This is a genomic window from Roseateles sp. FW301-B2 (assembly GCF_058788955.1).
In genome coordinates this window covers 38602-54737 of the sequence record NZ_JBYTBE010000034.1, presented here as the reverse complement: position 1 = coordinate 54737, position 16136 = coordinate 38602, and the positions used below count along the sequence as shown (strand labels likewise).

The window sequence follows — 16136 nt, the reverse complement described above, 5'->3', positions numbered from 1 at the left end:
GTCAGCCACCGGGTGATCTTCATGGACGCTGGCAGAATCGTCGAGGACTGCACGCGCGACGAGTTCTTCGGCAACCCCGATGCGCGCTCGCCGCGTGCCAAGGATTTCCTGGCCAAGATCCTCCAGCACTGAAGCGGCGGGGTGGCACGCAATGTTTGGGACAATCGGGGCATGAGCGAAGCAGCGACCCCAACCGAACTCACCATCACCCGCCCGGACGACTGGCATCTGCACCTGCGCGATGGCGCGGCGATGCAGAGCGTCGTGCCCTATACCGCGCGCCAGTTCGGCCGCGCCATCGTGATGCCCAATCTGCGCCCGCCGGTCACCACCGCCGCGCAGGCCAGCGCCTACCGCGAGCGCATCCTGGCCGCCGTGCCGGCGGGCATGAGCTTCCAGCCGCTCATGACGCTCTACCTCACCGACAACACGCCGGTGGACGAGATCAAGCGTGCCAAGGAAGCCGGCGTGGTGGCGCTGAAGCTCTACCCGGCCGGTGCCACCACCAACAGCGATGCCGGCGTGACCGACATCCGCAAGACCTATGCGGTGCTGGAGGCGATGCAGCGCGAAGGCCTGCTGCTGCTGGTGCACGGCGAGGTCACCGACCCGGAGGTCGACGTGTTCGACCGCGAGGCCGTCTTCATCGATCGCGTGATGCAGCCGCTGCGCCGCGATCTGCCGGAGTTGAAGGTGGTGTTCGAGCACATCACCACCAAGGAGGCGGCCGAGTATGTCGCGGCGGCCGATGCGCACACGGCCGCCAGCCTGACGCCCCAGCATCTGCTCTACAACCGCAATGCCATCTTCACCGGTGGCCTGCGCCCGCATTACTACTGCCTGCCGGTGCTCAAGCGCGAGCTGCATCGCCAGGCCCTGCTGGCCGCCGCCACCTCGGGCAGCAGCAAGTTCTTCCTCGGCACCGACAGCGCCCCGCATGCGGCGGTGATGAAGGAGAACTCGGTCTGCGGCGCCGGCTGCTTCACCGCGCTGTCGGCGCTGGAACTCTATGCCGAGGCCTTCGAGGCGATGGGTGCGCTGGACAAGTTCGAGGCCTTCGCCAGCTTCAACGGCGCCGACTTCTACGGCCTGCCGCGCAACACCGGGCGCATCACCCTGCGCAAGGAGGCCTGGACCCTGCCCGACAGCGTGGCCTTTGGCGACGCGCAGCTCAAGCCCCTGCGCGGCGGCGAAGCGCTGGCCTGGCGCCTGGTCTGAGATGCGGCGCTTCCTGCTGGCCGGGCTGATCGCCGCCCTGGCCTGGGCCCAGAACGCGCAGGCCCAGGCAGCCGCGGCCGCGCGCCCCGCCGCCAGCGCCGCCGCGCCGGCGGCCGAGGTCTCGGCCACCGCGCGCCGCGTCTACGAGCGCGCAAGGGCCCAACTGCTGCAGATCCGCACCCTGCTGAAGAACCAGGACAGCCAGGCCTCGGTGGGCTCGGGCTTCGTGGTCAGCGAGGAAGGGCATGTCATCACCAACTACCACGTGGTGAGCCAGTTCGCGCTGGAGCCGGAGCGCTATCGCCTGCGCTACGGCAGCACCGATGGCGAGGGCGGCAATCTGGAGCTGCTGGACATCGATGTGCGGCGCGACCTGGCGCTGCTGCGCGTGGTGGACCGCAAGCCCCAGGGCTTCATGAAGTTCCGCGCCGTCGAGGCGCCGCTCTCCAAGGGCGACCGCATCTATTCGATGGGCAATCCGCACGACGTGGCGTTTGCCGTCGTCGAGGGCAATTACAACGGCCTGGTGGAGCGCAGCTTCGACCCGCTGATCTACTACGCCGGCAGCATCAACTCGGGCATGAGCGGCGGGCCGGTGGTGGACGAGGAGGGGCGCGTCGTCGGCATCAATGTCTCGGCCATGTTCTTCGCGCAGCAGATGAGCTTTCTGGTGCCGGGCGAGTACGCGCTCAAGTTGCTGGAGCGCAGCCGCGCCGCCAAGCCCATCAGCAGCCCGGTGTGGCCGCGCCTGCGCGAGCAGCTGATGGCCTACCAGGACGAGCTGGTGCAGGGCTTCATGGCCCAGCCCTGGCGCGATGCCGGCCACCAGCGCTACCAGCTGCCGGTGCCGCAGGAGAAATTCATGCGCTGCTGGGGCCGCGGCACCTCGGCCGACACCAAGGGCCTGGAATTCCAGCGCTCGCAATGCCGGCAGGACCATGCGATCTTCATCAACGGCGGCATGCAGACCGGCTATCTGGACATGTCGCACGAGGCCTATGACGGCGCCAAACTCGGCGCCTTGCGCTTCTCGCGCCAGTACAGCAACAGCTTCCGCAACGAGCGCCTGGGGCGCGATGACCGCGACCGCACCGCGCCGTTCTGCAAGGAGGAGTTCGTGCAGCGCGACGGCCTGCCGCTGCGCGCGGTGGTCTGCCTGCGCGCCTACCGCAAGCTGGCGGGCCTGCACGACCTGAGCGTGATCGTGACCACGGTGGACGCCAGCACCGAGGGTGCGCTGGGCCGTTTCGATGCCAAGGGCATCTCCTTCGACAACGCGCTCAAGCTGTCGGCGCATTACCTCAAGGGCTTTGCATGGACCACGCCGCGGTAATCGAGATCCTGGACCGCGATGGCCAGGTCCGTGCGGTGCACAAGGTGCTGGCCTGGCCGCTGCGCATCGGGCGCTCACCGGTCTGCGATGTGGTGCTGAACGACCCGCATCTGGCCGGCGAGCATGCCGAGCTGAGCTGGGGCGAGGCGGGCGCCGAGCTGCTGATGCTGGACAGCCTCAATGGCGGCTGGCAGGGCCAGCGGCGTCTGCGCGCGGGCGACCGGCTGCCACTGGCGGGGCTGGCGCCGCTGCAGCTGGGCGCCACCCGGCTGCGCCTGCGCAGCAGCCGCGACGTGCTGGCCCCCGAGCGCCCGCTGGCGCGGCCGGCCGCCGCGCGCAGCCGCTGGCGCCATCTCTGGGTGCCAGGTCTTGCGCTGAGCTGGGCCTTGCTGCTCTGGTACGACCAATGGGCCGGCATGGATCCGGGCGCGCCCTGGGTGGATTACGCCAGCGCCGTGCTGGGTCCGCTGGGCGTGGTGACCGCCTGGGCGGCGCTGTGGGCGTTGATCACCCAGCTGTTCCAGCATTGGTTCGCCTTCGCACCGCATTTCAAGCGCGTGCTGGCCGGCGCGCTGGGCCTGCATCTGCTGGGCATCCTGCTGCCGGCGCTGGCCTATGCCTTCTCGGCGCCGCGCCTGATGGCGCTGGACAGCCTGCTGTTCCCGCTCGGCCTGGCCGGCGTGCTGTGGTGGCAGGCCAGCGTGGTCTGGCCGCGCGCCAGGCGCTGGGTGGCGCTGGGCCTGGGTGCCGCGCTGGCGCTGGGCCTCACGCTGATGGTGGGCAAGCGCATCGAACAGCAGTATTGGCTGGGTCCGCCCTACCTGGCCGCCCTACCGCCGCCGGCGCTGCGCCTGGTGGAGCCCAAGACGCCCGAGGCGCTGATCGACGAACTGCGGCCGCTGCAGGCCCAGCTGGCACGCCAGGCCAGCAAGGACAACGACCTGCCGAGCGCCGATCAGGGCAACGAGTGAGAGCGGCCGCTCAGGTGGGCAGGAAGCCCTCGATCGAGAGGTAGCGCTCGCCGGTGTCGTAGTTGAAGCCCAGCACGCGTGCGCCGGCGGGCAGCTCGGGCAGCTTCTTGGCGATGGCGGCCAGCGTGGCGCCGCTGGAGATGCCCACCAGCAGGCCCTCCTCGCGGGCGCAGCGGCGCGCGTACTCGCGCGACTCTTCGGCCTCCACCTGGATCACGCCATCCAGCAGCTGGGTGTGCAGATTGTCCGGAATGAAGCCGGCGCCGATGCCCTGGATCGGGTGCGGGCTGGGCGCGCCGCCGCTGATCACCGGCGAGGCGGCAGGTTCGACGGCGAACACCTTGAGTTGCGGCCAGGCCTTCTTCAGCACCTGGGCGCAGCCGGTGATGTGGCCGCCGGTGCCCACGCCGGTGATGAGAGCGTCCAGACCCTCGGGGAAATCGCGCAGGATCTCCTCGGCGGTGGTGCGCACATGCACGGCGATGTTGGCGGGGTTCTGGAACTGCTGCGGAATCCAGGCGCCGGGTGTCTGCGCGGCCAGTTCCTCGGCACGCGCGATCGCGCCCTTCATGCCCTTCTCGCGCGGGGTCAGGTCAAAGCTGGCGCCATAGGCCAGCATCAGGCGGCGGCGCTCCACCGACATGCTGTCGGGCATCACCAGGATCAGCTTGTAGCCCTTCACCGCGGCCACCATGGCCAGGCCCACGCCGGTGTTGCCGGAGGTGGGCTCGATGATGGTGGCACCGGGCTTGAGGACGCCGCGGGCCTCGGCGTCCTCGACCATGGAGAGCGCGATGCGGTCCTTGATCGAGCCGCCCGGGTTGCTACGTTCGGACTTGATCCAGACCTGGGCACCGGCGCCGAACAGACGCTGGGTGCGGATATGCGGGGTGTTGCCAATGGTGGCGAGGACGTTGTCGGCTTTCATTTCGGCTCCGTTGCTGTTGCTTCGAGGATAATCTCTCTGTGAAGCAAGCCAGACCGCCGCTGGTGCAAGCGTGGAAACACGGCACTGGAGGAAGGTCCGGACTGCATAGAGCAGCGTAGCAGCTAACGGCTGCCCGGCGTAAGCCGAGGATTAGAGCAACAGAGACGAGTCGAGGTGGGTCTAGGCCCGCCTCGGGTGAAACGGGCAATCTCTACGCGCAGCAACACCAAGTAGGCCAGCGTTGATGCGGCTCGCAGAGCTGGCGGGTAGGTGGCACCGAGCCGGGCAGTGATGTCCGGCCCAGAGGAATGGCGGTCACGGGGCCTGGCCCGCAAGGGTCAGGTCTTGCACAGAATCCGGCCTATCGGCTTGCTTCACACTTTTTCAAGCCGCTGCTGCGGCACGAGCAGGCGCTCGATGGTTTCCTGCACCGCCAGCGCCTCGGCATAGCTGGGCAGGGCGTGCGAGTGGCCATCCAGCAGCGCCGCCCATTGATCCAGCTGGGCCAGCGGGCCGGCGCCTTGCAGCAGGGCCGGTTGCGGCAGTTCGCCGTGGCGGGTCTGGGTCACGTTGGTGAACCAGTCGCGCAATTCCAGCTCGGCCTCGCTGGCGCGCCAGAGCATGCGGTTGTCGTCGGCCACGCTGCCGCCCACCTGGGCGGCGATGCGCACCGGCACGCCGGCGGCGCGCAACTCGGCGCGCAAGCCGGTTTCGGCGCTCAGGCCGTCGGCCGGGTATTGCGCCGCCGCGGCCAGCACCTGGGCCGGGCCCAGCACGCGCTGCAGGGCAAAGATGAAATGCGACAGCACCTCGCGCGTGAAGCCGCCTTCCGCGCGTTCGGCCAGCCAGCTGCCCGCCTGGGCCTGCCAGGGCCGCGGCCAGGCCGCGAAGGCCAGCGAGATCTGCACCTCCTGCAAGGCGCCCAGCGGCATGTGGGCGGCGGCGCCGAAGGCGAGCTGCAGGGCCGACAACCCCGCCGAGGAGGCGAGCGAGAAATTCACCGCGGCACGCAGCTTCTCGCGCTGGATACGGGCGATGCAGGCGCGCGTGGCCTCGAAATCCACGCTCAGCGGCTTCTCGCACAGCACCGCCAGGCCGGCGTCGAAACCCAGATGGCTCAGGTGCAGGTGGGCGGCCGGCGGGGTCGCGATGTAGAGACCATGCAGCCCGGGGCTGGCGATCAGCGCCTCGGCGCTGTAGGCGGCGCGCAACTCGGGATGCTGCTGCAGGCAGGCGGCCAGGCGCGCGGGGTCGGCGTCCCAGACCAGGACGGGGCGCAGCCGCGCATGGCCTTGCATGCGGCTCAGCATGCGCTGCCCCATCACGCCCAGGCCAATGATGCCGATGTTCAAGATCTCTGGCATGCCGCCCCTCGCCCCGTTGATATCCCTCAATGGCGCGCAGTGTAGGGGGTGGCCGCTACACTGCTTCCACACCCCTCAGCCCATGCCCCCGCGAGGGCGCATACCGCACCAAGATGAATCCTGATGCCAGCACGATCTGGCGCGCACCACGCTGGGCGCTGGCCGTATTGCTGGCCTGCCTGGGCATGGTGGGCCCGTTCTCGATCGACACCTATCTGCCGGCCTTCTCGGGCATCGCGGCCGCCCTGCACGCCACGCCGGTGCAGATGCAGCAGACGCTGTCGAGCTATCTGCTCGGCTTTGCGGTGATGAATCTGTTCCATGGCGCGCTCTCCGACAGCTTTGGCCGCCGCCCGGTGGTGCTGGTTGGCGTGGCGGTGTTCACGCTCGCCTCGCTGGGCTGCGCGCTGGCGGCGGACATCGGTCAGCTGATCTTCTTCCGCACCCTGCAGGGCATGTCCGCCGGCGCCGGCATCGTGGTCTCGCGCGCCATCATCCGCGACATGTTCCCGCCCTCCGAGGCGCAGCGCGTGATGTCGCAGGTGACGATCTACTTTGGCGTGGCACCGGCCGTCGCGCCCATGGTGGGCGGCTTTCTGTTCGTGCATGCCGACTGGCACTCGATCTTCTGGTTCCTGGTGCTGGTGGGGGTGGCGCTGTGGCTGGCGAACTGGCGGCTGCTGCCCGAGACCCTGCACAAGGACATGGCGCAGCCCTTCCATGTGCGGCCGCTGATGCGCGACTACTGGCGCTTGTGCACCAGCAAGCGCTTCATCCTGCTGGCCCTGGCCAGCGGCATTCCCTTCAACGGCATGTTCCTCTACGTGCTGGCGGCGCCGGTGTTTCTGGGCGAGCACCTGCAGCTGGCGCCGCAGCAGTTCTTCTGGTTCTTCTGCTTCAGCATCGGCGGCATCATGGGCGGCGCCTGGCTGAGCGGCCGGCTGGCCGGCAAGATCCGGCCCAAGCACCAGATACGGCGCGGTTTCGTCATCATGGCGCTGACCTCGCTGCTCAATGTGGGCCTGAACCTGTGGGCCCCGCCCAGCCCCTTCTGGGCCTTTCCGGTGATCTCGGCCTTTGCCTTTGGCTGGGCCCTGATGGTGCCGGTGGTGACGCTGATGGTGCTGGACCAGGCGCCCGAGCGGCGCGGCATGGCCTCCTCGCTGCAGGCCTGCATAGGCAGCGCCGCCAACGGCCTGGTGGCCGGCGTGGTGGTGCCGCTGGTGATGCATTCGACGCTGAGCCTGGCGTTGGCCTCGATCGGCATGATGAGCATCGGCCTGGTCTCGTGGCTGTGGGTCAAGCGCGAGCTCGGCTGAGCTCAAGAACGGCGCGCAAACGGCCGAAGAAGGAGGCGACACGCCCCGTCGGGCAGGAGTGCCTCATGTCTTTCTTGCTTCGCCTTGCCCTTGCCAGCTTGCTCGCGCTGCCGCTGGCGCCGCTGCGCGCAGAGGAGCCCGCGGCGGGCGAGGAGCCGGTGGAGCTGCTGCGCAAGCGCCTGGCCGAGCGGCTCAGCAACAAGGGCGAGCAGGCCAAGGTCGAGAGCAAGGCCGACGGCAAGGCGGATGGCGGCCGTGGCGCGCGCGGCGCGGCCAAGGCGGCCAGGCCCGAGGCGCGCAAGGACATCCACTGGGCCTATGCCGGCGAGGGCGCGCCCGAGCATTGGGCCGAGCTCAAGCCGGAATTCAAGCTCTGCGCGGTCGGCACGCGCCAGAGCCCGATCGACATCCGTGACGGCTTCAGGGTGGACCTGGAGAAGATCCAGTTCGACTACCGGCCCAGCGGCTTTGCGGTGCTCGACAACGGCCACACCATCCAGGTGAACATCGCGGCGGGCAACAGCCTGCAGGTGATGGGGCGGCGCTTCGAGCTGCAGCAGTTTCATTTCCACCGGCCTAGCGAGGAGCGCATCAACGGCCGGCAGTTCGAGATGGTGGCGCACCTGGTGCACAAGGATGCCGAGGGGCGCCTGGCGGTGGTGGCGGTGCTGATCGAGCGTGGCAGCGATCACCCGCTGGTGCAGACGATCTGGAACAACCTGCCGCTGGAGAAGATGGAGGCGCTCACCGCGCCGGGCACGATCGATGTCGGCCAGCTGCTGCCCGACGACAAGGCCTATTACACCTATATGGGCTCACTCACCACGCCGCCCTGCACCGAGGGCGTGCTGTGGATGGTGATGCGCCAGCCGGTGCAGCTCTCGGCCCAGCAGATCGGCATCTTTGCGCGTCTGTACCCGATGAATGCGCGGCCGCTGCAGGCCGGCGCGGGCCGCATGATCAAGGAATCGAACTGAGTGTTAACAGGCCCTAAGCGAGGCGCTCAGGGCGTGTAGCCATGCGTGGCGTAGATCTTGCGGATCGCGCCGCTCTTTTGCAGCCCCGCCAGCGTGCTGTTGAGCAGCTTGACCTGCTCGTCGGGCAGCTGCTTCTGGCAGGCCAGGTACATCTCGGTGCGGTTGAACACCAGCACCGGCTCGACGCCGCTGATGCCCTGCTGCGCCAGTCGGTACTGGCCGATCAGGCGGCCGGTGGCCCAGTAGTCGATGCGCCCCGCCAGCAGCTTCTTGGGGTTCACATCGTCGTTGGGCGCGGCGTCGACGATGTGGCCGCGCGTCTGCAGATAGCTGACGATGGCGTCGCCCTGGTAGCTGCCGATGCGCATATTGGCGGTCTCGTCCAGGCTGGCCGGGCGGCTGGACTTGGCGGGGGCGAACAGGGCCCAGTCGTTCGACACCAGCGGGCCTATCCATTTGTAGAGCGCCTCGCGCTCGGGCGTGCGTGACATCGAGTAGACGCAGGTGTTGACCTGAGTGCGTGCCATGCCGATGGCGCGCGCCCAGGGATAGACGGTGATGTCGTACTCGTAGCCGGCGGCATCGAGCAGCGCCTTCACGATGTCGGTCGACAGCCCGACCACATGGCCGCGCGTGTCGCTCATGTTGTAGGGCGGGTATTCCTCGGTGGCCAGCACCAGGCGTTCGGCCGCGCAGACGCTGGTGCAGGCGATGGCGCAGACGATCACCATGATGGCGCGGTGCTGCGCATGAAGGGCCGGATGCTGCAGGTTTTGCATGGCTACCTCCTCATGGCCGCGGCCCATGCCGGGCCCGGCCTTCACTGCCGACTTTACGCCTGCTGGCCCAGCCAGCGCGCCAAAGTTCTGAACAATTGATCCGCCACCACCGGCTTGGCCACATGGTCGTTCATGCCGGCGTCCAGGCAGCGCTGGCGCTCCTCGGCGAATGCGTTGGCCGTCATCGCCAGAATGGGCAGGTGCTGGCCGCGCGCCGTGCCGCGGATCGCGCGGGTGGCATCCAGCCCGTCCATCACCGGCATCTGCACGTCCATCAGCACCAGCGCATAGTCGCGCTGCTCCACCATCTGCCAGGCCTTGTGCCCGTCCTCGGCGACGTCCACCTCGAGGCCGGCGCTCTGCAGCAGGGCCACGGCCACCTCCTGGTTGACGGCGTTGTCCTCGGCCAGCAGCAGCCGGCTGCCGCGGTAAGGGGCCAGCAGCTCGCGCGCGCTCTGGCCGACATCGCGCAGTGCCTCGCCCGGCTTGCTGACGCTCAGGCCCACCGGCACGCGGAACCAGAACAGGCTGCCCTCGCCGGGCCGGCTGCGCACACCGACCTCGCCATGCATCAGCTCGGCCAGGCGCCGGCAGATCGCCAGCCCCAGGCCGGTGCCGCCATAGCGGCGCGTGGTCGACGAGTCGGCCTGCTCGAAGTCCTTGAACAGGCGCGCCTGCGCCTCGGGGGCGATGCCGATGCCGCTGTCCTCCACCTCGAAGCGCAGCTGCAGCTGGTTGCCGAGCTGCTCGCCCACCGCGGCCCGCAGCGTCACCACGCCGTGGTCGGTGAACTTGATGGCGTTGCCGGCGAAATTCAGCAGCACCTCGGCGATGCGCTGGGCATCGCCATGCAGCACGCGGCGTTCCAGCGCCGGGTCGATCTGCACCTGCACCTGCAGATCCTTCTCGGCGGCGCGCTGCGCCAGCATGCTGCGGATGTTGTCCAGCACCTGGGGCACGGTGAACTCGCGCTGTTCCAGCTGCAGCTTGCCGGCCTCGATCTTGGAGAAGTCCAGCACGTTGTTGATCACGCTCAGCAGGTGTTCGGCGGCGTCGCCCACCTTCTTGAGGCGATCCTCCTGCTCGGGCGTGCAGTTGTCGCGCCGCGCCAGATAGGTCAGGCCGATGATGGCGTTCATGGGCGTGCGGATCTCGTGGCTCATATTCGCCAGGAAGGCGCTCTTGGCCAGGCTGGCGGCCTCGGCGGCCTTGGTGGCCGCGGCCAGCTCGCGCGTGCGCGCCTCCACCAGCTCCTCCAGATGGTGGCGGTAGCGCTCCAGCTCCAGGGCGTCGCGGCGCTGGCGCGAGATATCGGTCAGGAAGCCATGCCACAGCACCGTGCCGCCTTCCTCCAGCTGGGCGATCGCATTGCCGTAGAGCCAGCGCTCGCTGCCGTCCTGGTTGCGGATGCGGAACTCCTGCTGCCAGGGGCTGAGGTGGCGCGCCGAGGCCATCAGCGAATCGCGCACCGCCTGCCGGTCGACCTCCTGGATCTGGTCGAACAGGAGCTCGGCATCCTTGCTGAACTCGGCGGCGTTGAGGCGGAAATAGTCGCGCACCGCTTCGCTCACATAGGCGAAGGCAAAGCTGCCATCGGTCTGCAGGCGCAGCTGGTAGACCACGCCGGGCACCGTCTCGGCCATGCCGCGCAGGCGCGCGATGAGCGATTTCTGCGCGTCGAACTGCGCCTGCAGTGCGTCGCGCATATGTTCCAGATGCTGGCCCAGCAGGCCGATCTCGTCGTGGCGCTCGGTGCGCAGCTCGGCCGAGAAGCGGCCCTGCGCCAGGTCGTTGGCAAAAATGCCCAGCTCGCGCAGCGGCCGCATCAGGCGCGAATTCAGCAGCGCCAGTATCAGCGCCAGCGAGACCAGCAGCTGCCCGCCCACGGTGGCGCCATAGAGCCAGCGCTGGCGCTGCAGCGCGGCGGCGGCCAGATGATCGTCAATCTCGACCTGGATCAGGCCGATCTTGGCATTGCCGCGGAAGATCTCGCGCTCGCCCCGGATGGTGTGGCCGAGCTGGCGCTCGGGAAACTTGGCTTCGATGAAGGGCAGGCCCTGGGAGGCATCGCTGACCCGCACCTGCACGACCTCGGGGGCCTTGGTGATGGCGGCCACCACCTCGCGTGCCGCCACGGCGTCGAGATTCCACAGCAGCTCGGGCAGGCTGCTGGCCAGCACATCCAGCTTGGACTGGAGTTCGCGTTCCTGGGTCTGCTGCGTCACCTGTGGCTCGCGCAGGCCGATCAGCAAGCCGCCCACGATCAGGGCTGGCAAGAGCAGGCCGATGCTGGCACCGGTGGCAATGGCGAAGAAGAGCGAGCTTGATGCTTTGCGGCTCAATCGGACCTCGACCGGTTGGGGTTGACTGCCGGGCCGTGCCGGCTTGAAGCCCCACAAGCCAACCGGCCCCGCCCGCAGTATCACTCAGCTACCGGCCCTCCGCCATGGCGCTGGGGCATGCAAGCAACGCCTGCTAGGGACCCACTGCCGACCCCCGTGGGCCGCGGCGGGATCTTTGCGGGATGCCGGCCAAGGCGCGGACCGCCGCCCAGACCGGTGTCTGGGCAAGGTTCGCAACGCCGGCCCGCGCCCGCAAAGGCCCGCCCCTTAGGGTTTGCGAGATAACGGGCCTGCACGGGCGTTGCAGCGCTCGGCTTCGGGCGGTGAGCCCGACCTTCGCGCTGCGCCTACGGCGCCGGCCCGTTCTCTCGCAAACGCGACCCACGGGGGTTGGCGGTGGGGTCCCTCGCCCCTTAAGGCGCGCAGGCCGCTTGCGTCAGCTGCCGGATCCAGTCGCTCACCATGGCGTTGGCCTCGCTGTGGTTGGTCTGCCGCCCGACCACCGGCATGGTCTGCCCCGCGCCGACATGGCTCATGCGGTAGAGCAGGATCGAGGTCTCGGGGCTGCGCGGATTGATGTCGTACTTGTAGCCCGCCTCGCCGGTGCCTACATAGGCCAGCGGCATCTTGCAGACGCCCCAGGTGTCGGCGGAGGCCGGCGAGCCCACGTTGTCGAAGCCCAGCAGCAGGCCGGACTGCGAGGCATAGCCGCGGTTGTTGTGGCAGTGCGCGCAGTTGATGTCCAGATAGGCCTTGGCACGCAGGTCCAGCGCCTTGCCGGCATCCTTCCAGTCGACTCCTGCGGGTGCATCGGCAAGGCCGCTGAAGCCGGCCAGCAGCTTCAGCTCGTCCAGCTGCAGCAGTTGGTTCTTGACGACGCCGGCGCCGTAGTCGTAGCTCTTGTTGAGGTTGCGTGGCTTGGGCCCGATCGGCAGGGTCGAGCCGCTGCCATTGCTGGCGGAGGCATGGCATTGCTGGCAGGTCTGCGAATTCGGCACCGCATAGATGAACTTCTGGGTGGCGCCGCTGTCCGGCACCAGCTCCATCGAGATGTACTTGCCCGCCGTGGTGAGGGTCGCGTCCTTCTGGTCTTCATCCCAGACATAGGGCAGGCCCGCCCAGTTGCCATCTGCCTGGCGCACCAGGATGCGGGTCTCGATCAGGCGGTGGCTGCTCAGGTCGATGCTGTTGCCCTGCGCGGTCTGCGTCTTCTGGCCGACGGCCAGCAAGCTGGCGTCGGTGCCGCTCGCCTTCGGGTAGTAGAAGGTCTTGACCAGGGCCGTGCCGACCGGGAAGTCGAGGGCGTCCGCGCCGTAGTTGATCTTCTTGCCGGGCGGCAGGTAGATGGCGCGCAGCTTGAACGAGTAGTCGGAGAACAGGGCCGCGTTCAGGTCGTAGGGCAGCAGCGCGCTGTTGAGCGTCAGCCGCGTGCCTTCGATGGTGGCGAGCCTCCATGCCGAGAGCTTGGCCGGCGCGGCGCCGGGCTCGTAGATCGTTGGCGTGGCCGGTGCCGGGGCGGGGGCCGGCGCAGGCGCAGGCGCAGGCGCAGGCGCAGGGCTGCTGCCACCACCGCCGCCGCAGGCGGACAGCAGCAGGGCCGAGCTCAGTAGAGCCACGGCGGCCCCGGCGGCCCAGGGGGCGGAGTTGGGTTTGCTGGTGTTGGTCATGACGGGTCTTTTGAAACAGGAAAAGGGGGCTCGACGAGCACCCCTTGTGGATGGGCGGGCGCGGGCGCTCAGGGCAGCCCGGTCACGGCGGGCAGCGTGATGACGCAGTTCATGCGGGCGGGGCTCGGGAAGTCCGGGTTGCCGCCGGCCAGCAATGCCAGCAGGTTCAGGTCGATGTTCTCGTACGAAATCACGGCGCCGGCGGGCGCGCTGATGTCGTTGCTCTTGGAGCAGACCTGCAGATTGCCGGCATAGCTGCCGCCGCTGCCATTGACCTGCACGCCGCTGCCGGTGGCGGGATCGACGATGCCGTCCCACATGACGGCGGGGAAGTTTTGCGGCTGCGGGAAGGCCTTCAGCGTGGCGAAGAAGCCCTGCGTGAACTGGCCCAGGCCGGCCGGATCTGCAAACGCGCCGCCAGGCGTGGCACCGAAATCGCTGACCTTGTTGTTGTGCACGTAGATGCCGCGCTCGTAGGGGTCGTAGACCTTGCCCTGGTCGTCCTTGGTGGCCGGGTTGAAGGGGATCTGTGCCGCTATCGCCGAGGTGATCAGCACGCCGGTGGTTTGGTGCTTGGTGATGGTGTTGCCATGGACCTCGGTGTTCTGCGAGGCCAGCACCATCACGCCGGTGCCGGGGGGGATCGTCAGCACCAGGCCCTGCGCATTGGCGGCCGGCGGCAGGTTGTTGTTCACGATGGTGTTGTTGCGCACCACCACGCCGCTGGTGTTGAGGAAGCGCGTCGGGCCGGGCAGGGCGAAGACCAGGATGCCCCCGGTGTTCTCGTGCACGTTGTTGCCTTCGACGATGGCGTTGTGCGAGTTCTCGATCTCCACGCCGGCGACGTTGTAGTACACGTCGTTGTTGGTCACGCGGATATTGGTCGACTGGCCCACATAGACGCCGGCATCGCGGCTGCCAACCACGATGCTGTTGGTCACCAGGATGTTGTCGCTCTTCACCGGGTAGAGGCCGTAGGCCATGGTCGAGGTCTTCTGCGGATCGGTCACCCACTCGGCGCGCATCGTGTCCATCACGATGTTCTTGGAGTTGGTGATGAACAGCGCATTGCCCGACGCATCCTCGATGGCGAACTTCTTGAAGCTCACCGTGTCCAGGCTGCTGGCCGACAGTCCGTTCTGCGTCAGCGCCGTCTTGAACGAGAGGATGGTGTCCTTGCTCGGGTCCTTGCCGTTGCCGGCGCCCAGCATGGTGATGTTCTTCTTGCCCGAGAGCTGCAAGGGGCCCAGCATGGTGAACCGGCCGGCCGGCATGGTGATGGTGTCACCGTCCTTGGCGGCGAGCAGGATCGCGTTCAGGTCCAGGTCGTTCATCTTGGCCGCCGTGACGATGGTGCCGGCCACTTTGACGCTGAAGCTCACCGTTACCGGCGTGGCAGCCAGCCAGGCCGCGTTGCCCGCCTGCGTGGCCTCCACCGAGCAGGTGCCGGCGGATACCAGCACCAGGGTGCTGCCGCTCAGCGTGCAGACGGCGGCGGTCTTGGACGCCAGGCTGACCGGCAGGCCGGAGCTGGCCGTGGCGCTCAGCGCGGCCGCGGCCGTGCCCATGGTCTGGGTCGCCGGCGCGGCGAAGCTGATGGTTTGAGTCTGCGGTGCAGGGTCGCTTCCGCCGCCGCAGCCCGCCAGCGCCGCGGCGGTGAGCATGGACAACAAAAGCGCGAATTTGGGGTCGCGATGCAAGGGCATGGGTGATTTCCTGTGTCTAGAAGACGCCGCCGCGGCGCGCTGGGCTCAGCCCGAAGCGGGCGCGCGCATTAGCAAATGTCAAAACTGGCACGAGGATGGTGCATGATTGCGTCTGCAAAGAATTGACCCCGGCAGACATTCATTTAACTCCCGCGGACATGCGGGTATTCACCGAATTCCGCTCAACGCCTAGATTCATGCCAGCGCTGATTCGCTCCGTTGCCCTGCAGGATTACGAATGGGCGGCCCAGGCCGTGGCAGTCGATCCATATGCGCAGATGAAGCGCCTCGGTCTGGTATTGGAGCAGCCGATCTCGGGTGATGAATTCATCCCGTACCAGCTGTTCGTGCAACTGCTTGAAAATACCGCCGAGGCGGGACGCTGCCCCGATTTTGGTTTGCGCATGGGGCAGGGGCCGGATGAATATTTCGAAGGGCCCGTGGTGGTGCTGATGCGGCATGCCAATACCCTCAGCGAGGCGCTGGCGCTGATTACCCAATATGGGCATGTGTACAGCACGGTGTTTCAGCCCACACTCGCGCCGGTGCGCGGGCAGGCCGGGATGGTGGATTTGATCCTGACGGTGAACGATGGCCGGCCGGCGAGTTTCAAACAGGTCACCGAATACATTCTGGTGTCCTTGGTGCGGGCCCTGAGATTTGCGCGCGAAAGCCGCGGTGATGATTTGCTCGTGATGTTTCCGCACGAGGCGCTGAGCGCCGCGGACAAGTATCAGGCCTATTTCTCCTGCGAGTGCAGATTCAATGCGCCGTTTGCGGCCATTCGTATTGCCGAGGCGGAGCTGAAGCGCCCGCTGCCGGGGCGGAACGAATTGCGCATCAAGATGGCAACCAGTTATATCGACAGCCGTTTCCCAAAATCGGGCGAGCTGGTATCGGAAGGCGTGCGCCGCCTGCTGCGCCAGCGCCTTGGCATGGGGCGCGTGAAGCAGGCCGATATCGCCGCGGAGTTGTCCCTGCACGAGAAAAGCCTGCAGCGCCGGCTGGCCAGGGAGGGGTGCCCGTTTCCGCAGCTGCTGGACGAGGCGCGCCGTGACTATTTCGTGGAGCTGCTGCGCCAGTCCGCGCGGCCCAGCCTGGCGCAAATTGCGCTGATGCTGGGCTACTCGGAGCAGGCCGCCCTGTCGCGCAGCTGCCAGCGCTGGTTTGCCTGCAGCCCCAGCGAGCTGTTGCAACGTCACTGAGCGGGCTCGCGGTTCCCGCCGAGGGGCTAATTCGCCCCGGGAGTGCTGCCTAAAGCAGCGCCCGGCCGCCGCAGCGGGCGGCCGGGCCGCGACAATTGAGGTTTGGCGCGCCCGGGCGGCGCCGCTGGCTGGCCGGGAGGCCTGTTTTCTTCATCCACCACTTGCAGACAGGTTTGCAAGTCCTTCTTTTTGAACAACTTTTATTTGCGAGCTCTCGCAGCTATCGTTTCTAAGTAGTTGATTTCATTGGGAAAAAACGCGATTTGCCTTGACCTGCGGCGGTTGCGTAAGTAAAGTGGGAAAAACTGTCATTTGGTGGGTCGCTGT

12 protein-coding genes, 1 other RNA gene and 1 pseudogene are annotated in these 16136 nt (G+C 67.8%); 8 read left to right on the top strand and 6 right to left on the bottom strand.

The annotated features are described in order from the left end of the window. From AC3WQY_RS19930 to AC3WQY_RS19915, 4 genes and pseudogenes are all read left to right on the top strand, one after another. A pseudogene (locus tag AC3WQY_RS19930) lies at positions 1-132 on the top strand (amino acid ABC transporter ATP-binding protein); the annotation flags it as partial. Between the two features lie 39 nt (positions 133-171). Beyond that, positions 172-1218 (top strand): dihydroorotase, encoded by a 1047-nt coding sequence (pyrC, locus tag AC3WQY_RS19925; RefSeq protein WP_492710283.1) that lies wholly within the window; start codon positions 172-174, stop codon positions 1216-1218. Position 1219: 1 nt separating this feature from the next. After that, complete coding sequence (locus tag AC3WQY_RS19920; protein WP_492710282.1) at positions 1220-2551, top strand: S1 family peptidase; 1332 nt, start codon at positions 1220-1222, stop codon at positions 2549-2551. Beyond that, positions 2533-3522, top strand: a complete 990-nt coding sequence (locus AC3WQY_RS19915; RefSeq protein WP_492710281.1) for an FHA domain-containing protein — start codon at positions 2533-2535, stop codon at positions 3520-3522. The genes AC3WQY_RS19920 and AC3WQY_RS19915 overlap by 19 nt, the downstream gene beginning before the upstream one ends. Positions 3523-3532: 10 nt before the next feature. Here AC3WQY_RS19915 and cysK read toward each other — a convergent pair whose 3' ends face one another. Next, the gene (gene cysK, locus AC3WQY_RS19910; RefSeq protein WP_285233499.1) at positions 3533-4450 is read right to left on the bottom strand and encodes a cysteine synthase A; all 918 of its coding nucleotides are present in this window, start codon (positions 4448-4450) and stop codon (positions 3533-3535) included. 40 nt (positions 4451-4490) lie between these two features. On the opposite strand from cysK, the gene rnpB reads away from it, so the two are divergent. Further along, positions 4491-4830, top strand: an RNA gene (gene rnpB, locus AC3WQY_RS19905) — RNase P RNA component class A. Here rnpB and AC3WQY_RS19900 read toward each other — a convergent pair. Next, entirely contained in the window at positions 4825-5814 is a 990-nt protein-coding gene (locus tag AC3WQY_RS19900; RefSeq protein ID WP_492710280.1) for a Gfo/Idh/MocA family protein, read from the bottom strand. The two genes, rnpB and AC3WQY_RS19900, sit on opposite strands and share 6 nt — an antisense overlap. A 113-nt stretch (positions 5815-5927) precedes the next feature. Here AC3WQY_RS19900 and AC3WQY_RS19895 point away from each other — a divergent pair, with 113 nt between their 5' ends. Then, a complete protein-coding gene (locus AC3WQY_RS19895) occupies positions 5928-7133 on the top strand; it encodes a multidrug effflux MFS transporter (protein WP_492710279.1) in 1206 nt (401 codons plus the stop codon). 65 nt (positions 7134-7198) lie between these two features. Further along, positions 7199-8110, top strand: a complete 912-nt coding sequence (locus AC3WQY_RS19890) for a carbonic anhydrase (protein ID WP_492710278.1) — start codon at positions 7199-7201, stop codon at positions 8108-8110. A 26-nt stretch (positions 8111-8136) separates the two neighbouring features. Here the strand turns inward: AC3WQY_RS19890 and AC3WQY_RS19885 are convergent, their stop codons facing one another. The 4 genes from AC3WQY_RS19885 to AC3WQY_RS19870 all read right to left on the bottom strand — a co-directional run bounded on the left by AC3WQY_RS19885 (position 8137) and on the right by AC3WQY_RS19870 (position 14604). Further along, the gene (locus tag AC3WQY_RS19885; protein WP_492710277.1) at positions 8137-8889 is read right to left on the bottom strand and encodes a substrate-binding periplasmic protein; all 753 of its coding nucleotides are present in this window, start codon (positions 8887-8889) and stop codon (positions 8137-8139) included. Positions 8890-8942: 53 nt separating this feature from the next. Continuing rightward, positions 8943-11231, bottom strand: a complete 2289-nt coding sequence (locus tag AC3WQY_RS19880) for an ATP-binding protein (RefSeq protein WP_492710275.1) — start codon at positions 11229-11231, stop codon at positions 8943-8945. Between the two features lie 413 nt (positions 11232-11644). After that, positions 11645-12898, bottom strand: a complete 1254-nt coding sequence (locus tag AC3WQY_RS19875; protein ID WP_492710274.1) for an SO2930 family diheme c-type cytochrome — start codon at positions 12896-12898, stop codon at positions 11645-11647. A gap of 68 nt (positions 12899-12966) precedes the next feature. After that, complete coding sequence (locus tag AC3WQY_RS19870; protein WP_492710273.1) at positions 12967-14604, bottom strand: parallel beta-helix domain-containing protein; 1638 nt, start codon at positions 14602-14604, stop codon at positions 12967-12969. A 197-nt stretch (positions 14605-14801) separates the two neighbouring features. Between AC3WQY_RS19870 and AC3WQY_RS19865 the strand changes: the two genes are divergently transcribed. After that, complete coding sequence (locus tag AC3WQY_RS19865; RefSeq protein ID WP_492710272.1) at positions 14802-15809, top strand: AraC family transcriptional regulator; 1008 nt, start codon at positions 14802-14804, stop codon at positions 15807-15809. The last annotated feature ends 327 nt before the right edge of the window (positions 15810-16136 follow it).

Bases quoted from the DNA above. Each gene is read 5' to 3' on its own strand.
- pyrC (WP_492710283.1), top strand. From the start codon at position 172: ATGAGCGAAGCAGCGACCCCAACCGAACTCACCATCACCCGCCCGGAC.
- AC3WQY_RS19920 (WP_492710282.1), top strand. From the start codon at position 1,220: ATGCGGCGCTTCCTGCTGGCCGGGCTGATCGCCGCCCTGGCCTGGGCC.
- AC3WQY_RS19915 (WP_492710281.1), top strand. From the start codon at position 2,533: ATGGACCACGCCGCGGTAATCGAGATCCTGGACCGCGATGGCCAGGTC.
- cysK (WP_285233499.1), bottom strand. From the start codon at position 4,450: ATGAAAGCCGACAACGTCCTCGCCACCATTGGCAACACCCCGCATATC.
- AC3WQY_RS19900 (WP_492710280.1), bottom strand. From the start codon at position 5,814: ATGCCAGAGATCTTGAACATCGGCATCATTGGCCTGGGCGTGATGGGG.
- AC3WQY_RS19895 (WP_492710279.1), top strand. From the start codon at position 5,928: ATGAATCCTGATGCCAGCACGATCTGGCGCGCACCACGCTGGGCGCTG.
- AC3WQY_RS19890 (WP_492710278.1), top strand. From the start codon at position 7,199: ATGTCTTTCTTGCTTCGCCTTGCCCTTGCCAGCTTGCTCGCGCTGCCG.
- AC3WQY_RS19885 (WP_492710277.1), bottom strand. From the start codon at position 8,889: ATGCAAAACCTGCAGCATCCGGCCCTTCATGCGCAGCACCGCGCCATC.
- AC3WQY_RS19875 (WP_492710274.1), bottom strand. From the start codon at position 12,898: ATGACCAACACCAGCAAACCCAACTCCGCCCCCTGGGCCGCCGGGGCC.
- AC3WQY_RS19870 (WP_492710273.1), bottom strand. From the start codon at position 14,604: ATGCCCTTGCATCGCGACCCCAAATTCGCGCTTTTGTTGTCCATGCTC.
- AC3WQY_RS19865 (WP_492710272.1), top strand. From the start codon at position 14,802: ATGCCAGCGCTGATTCGCTCCGTTGCCCTGCAGGATTACGAATGGGCG.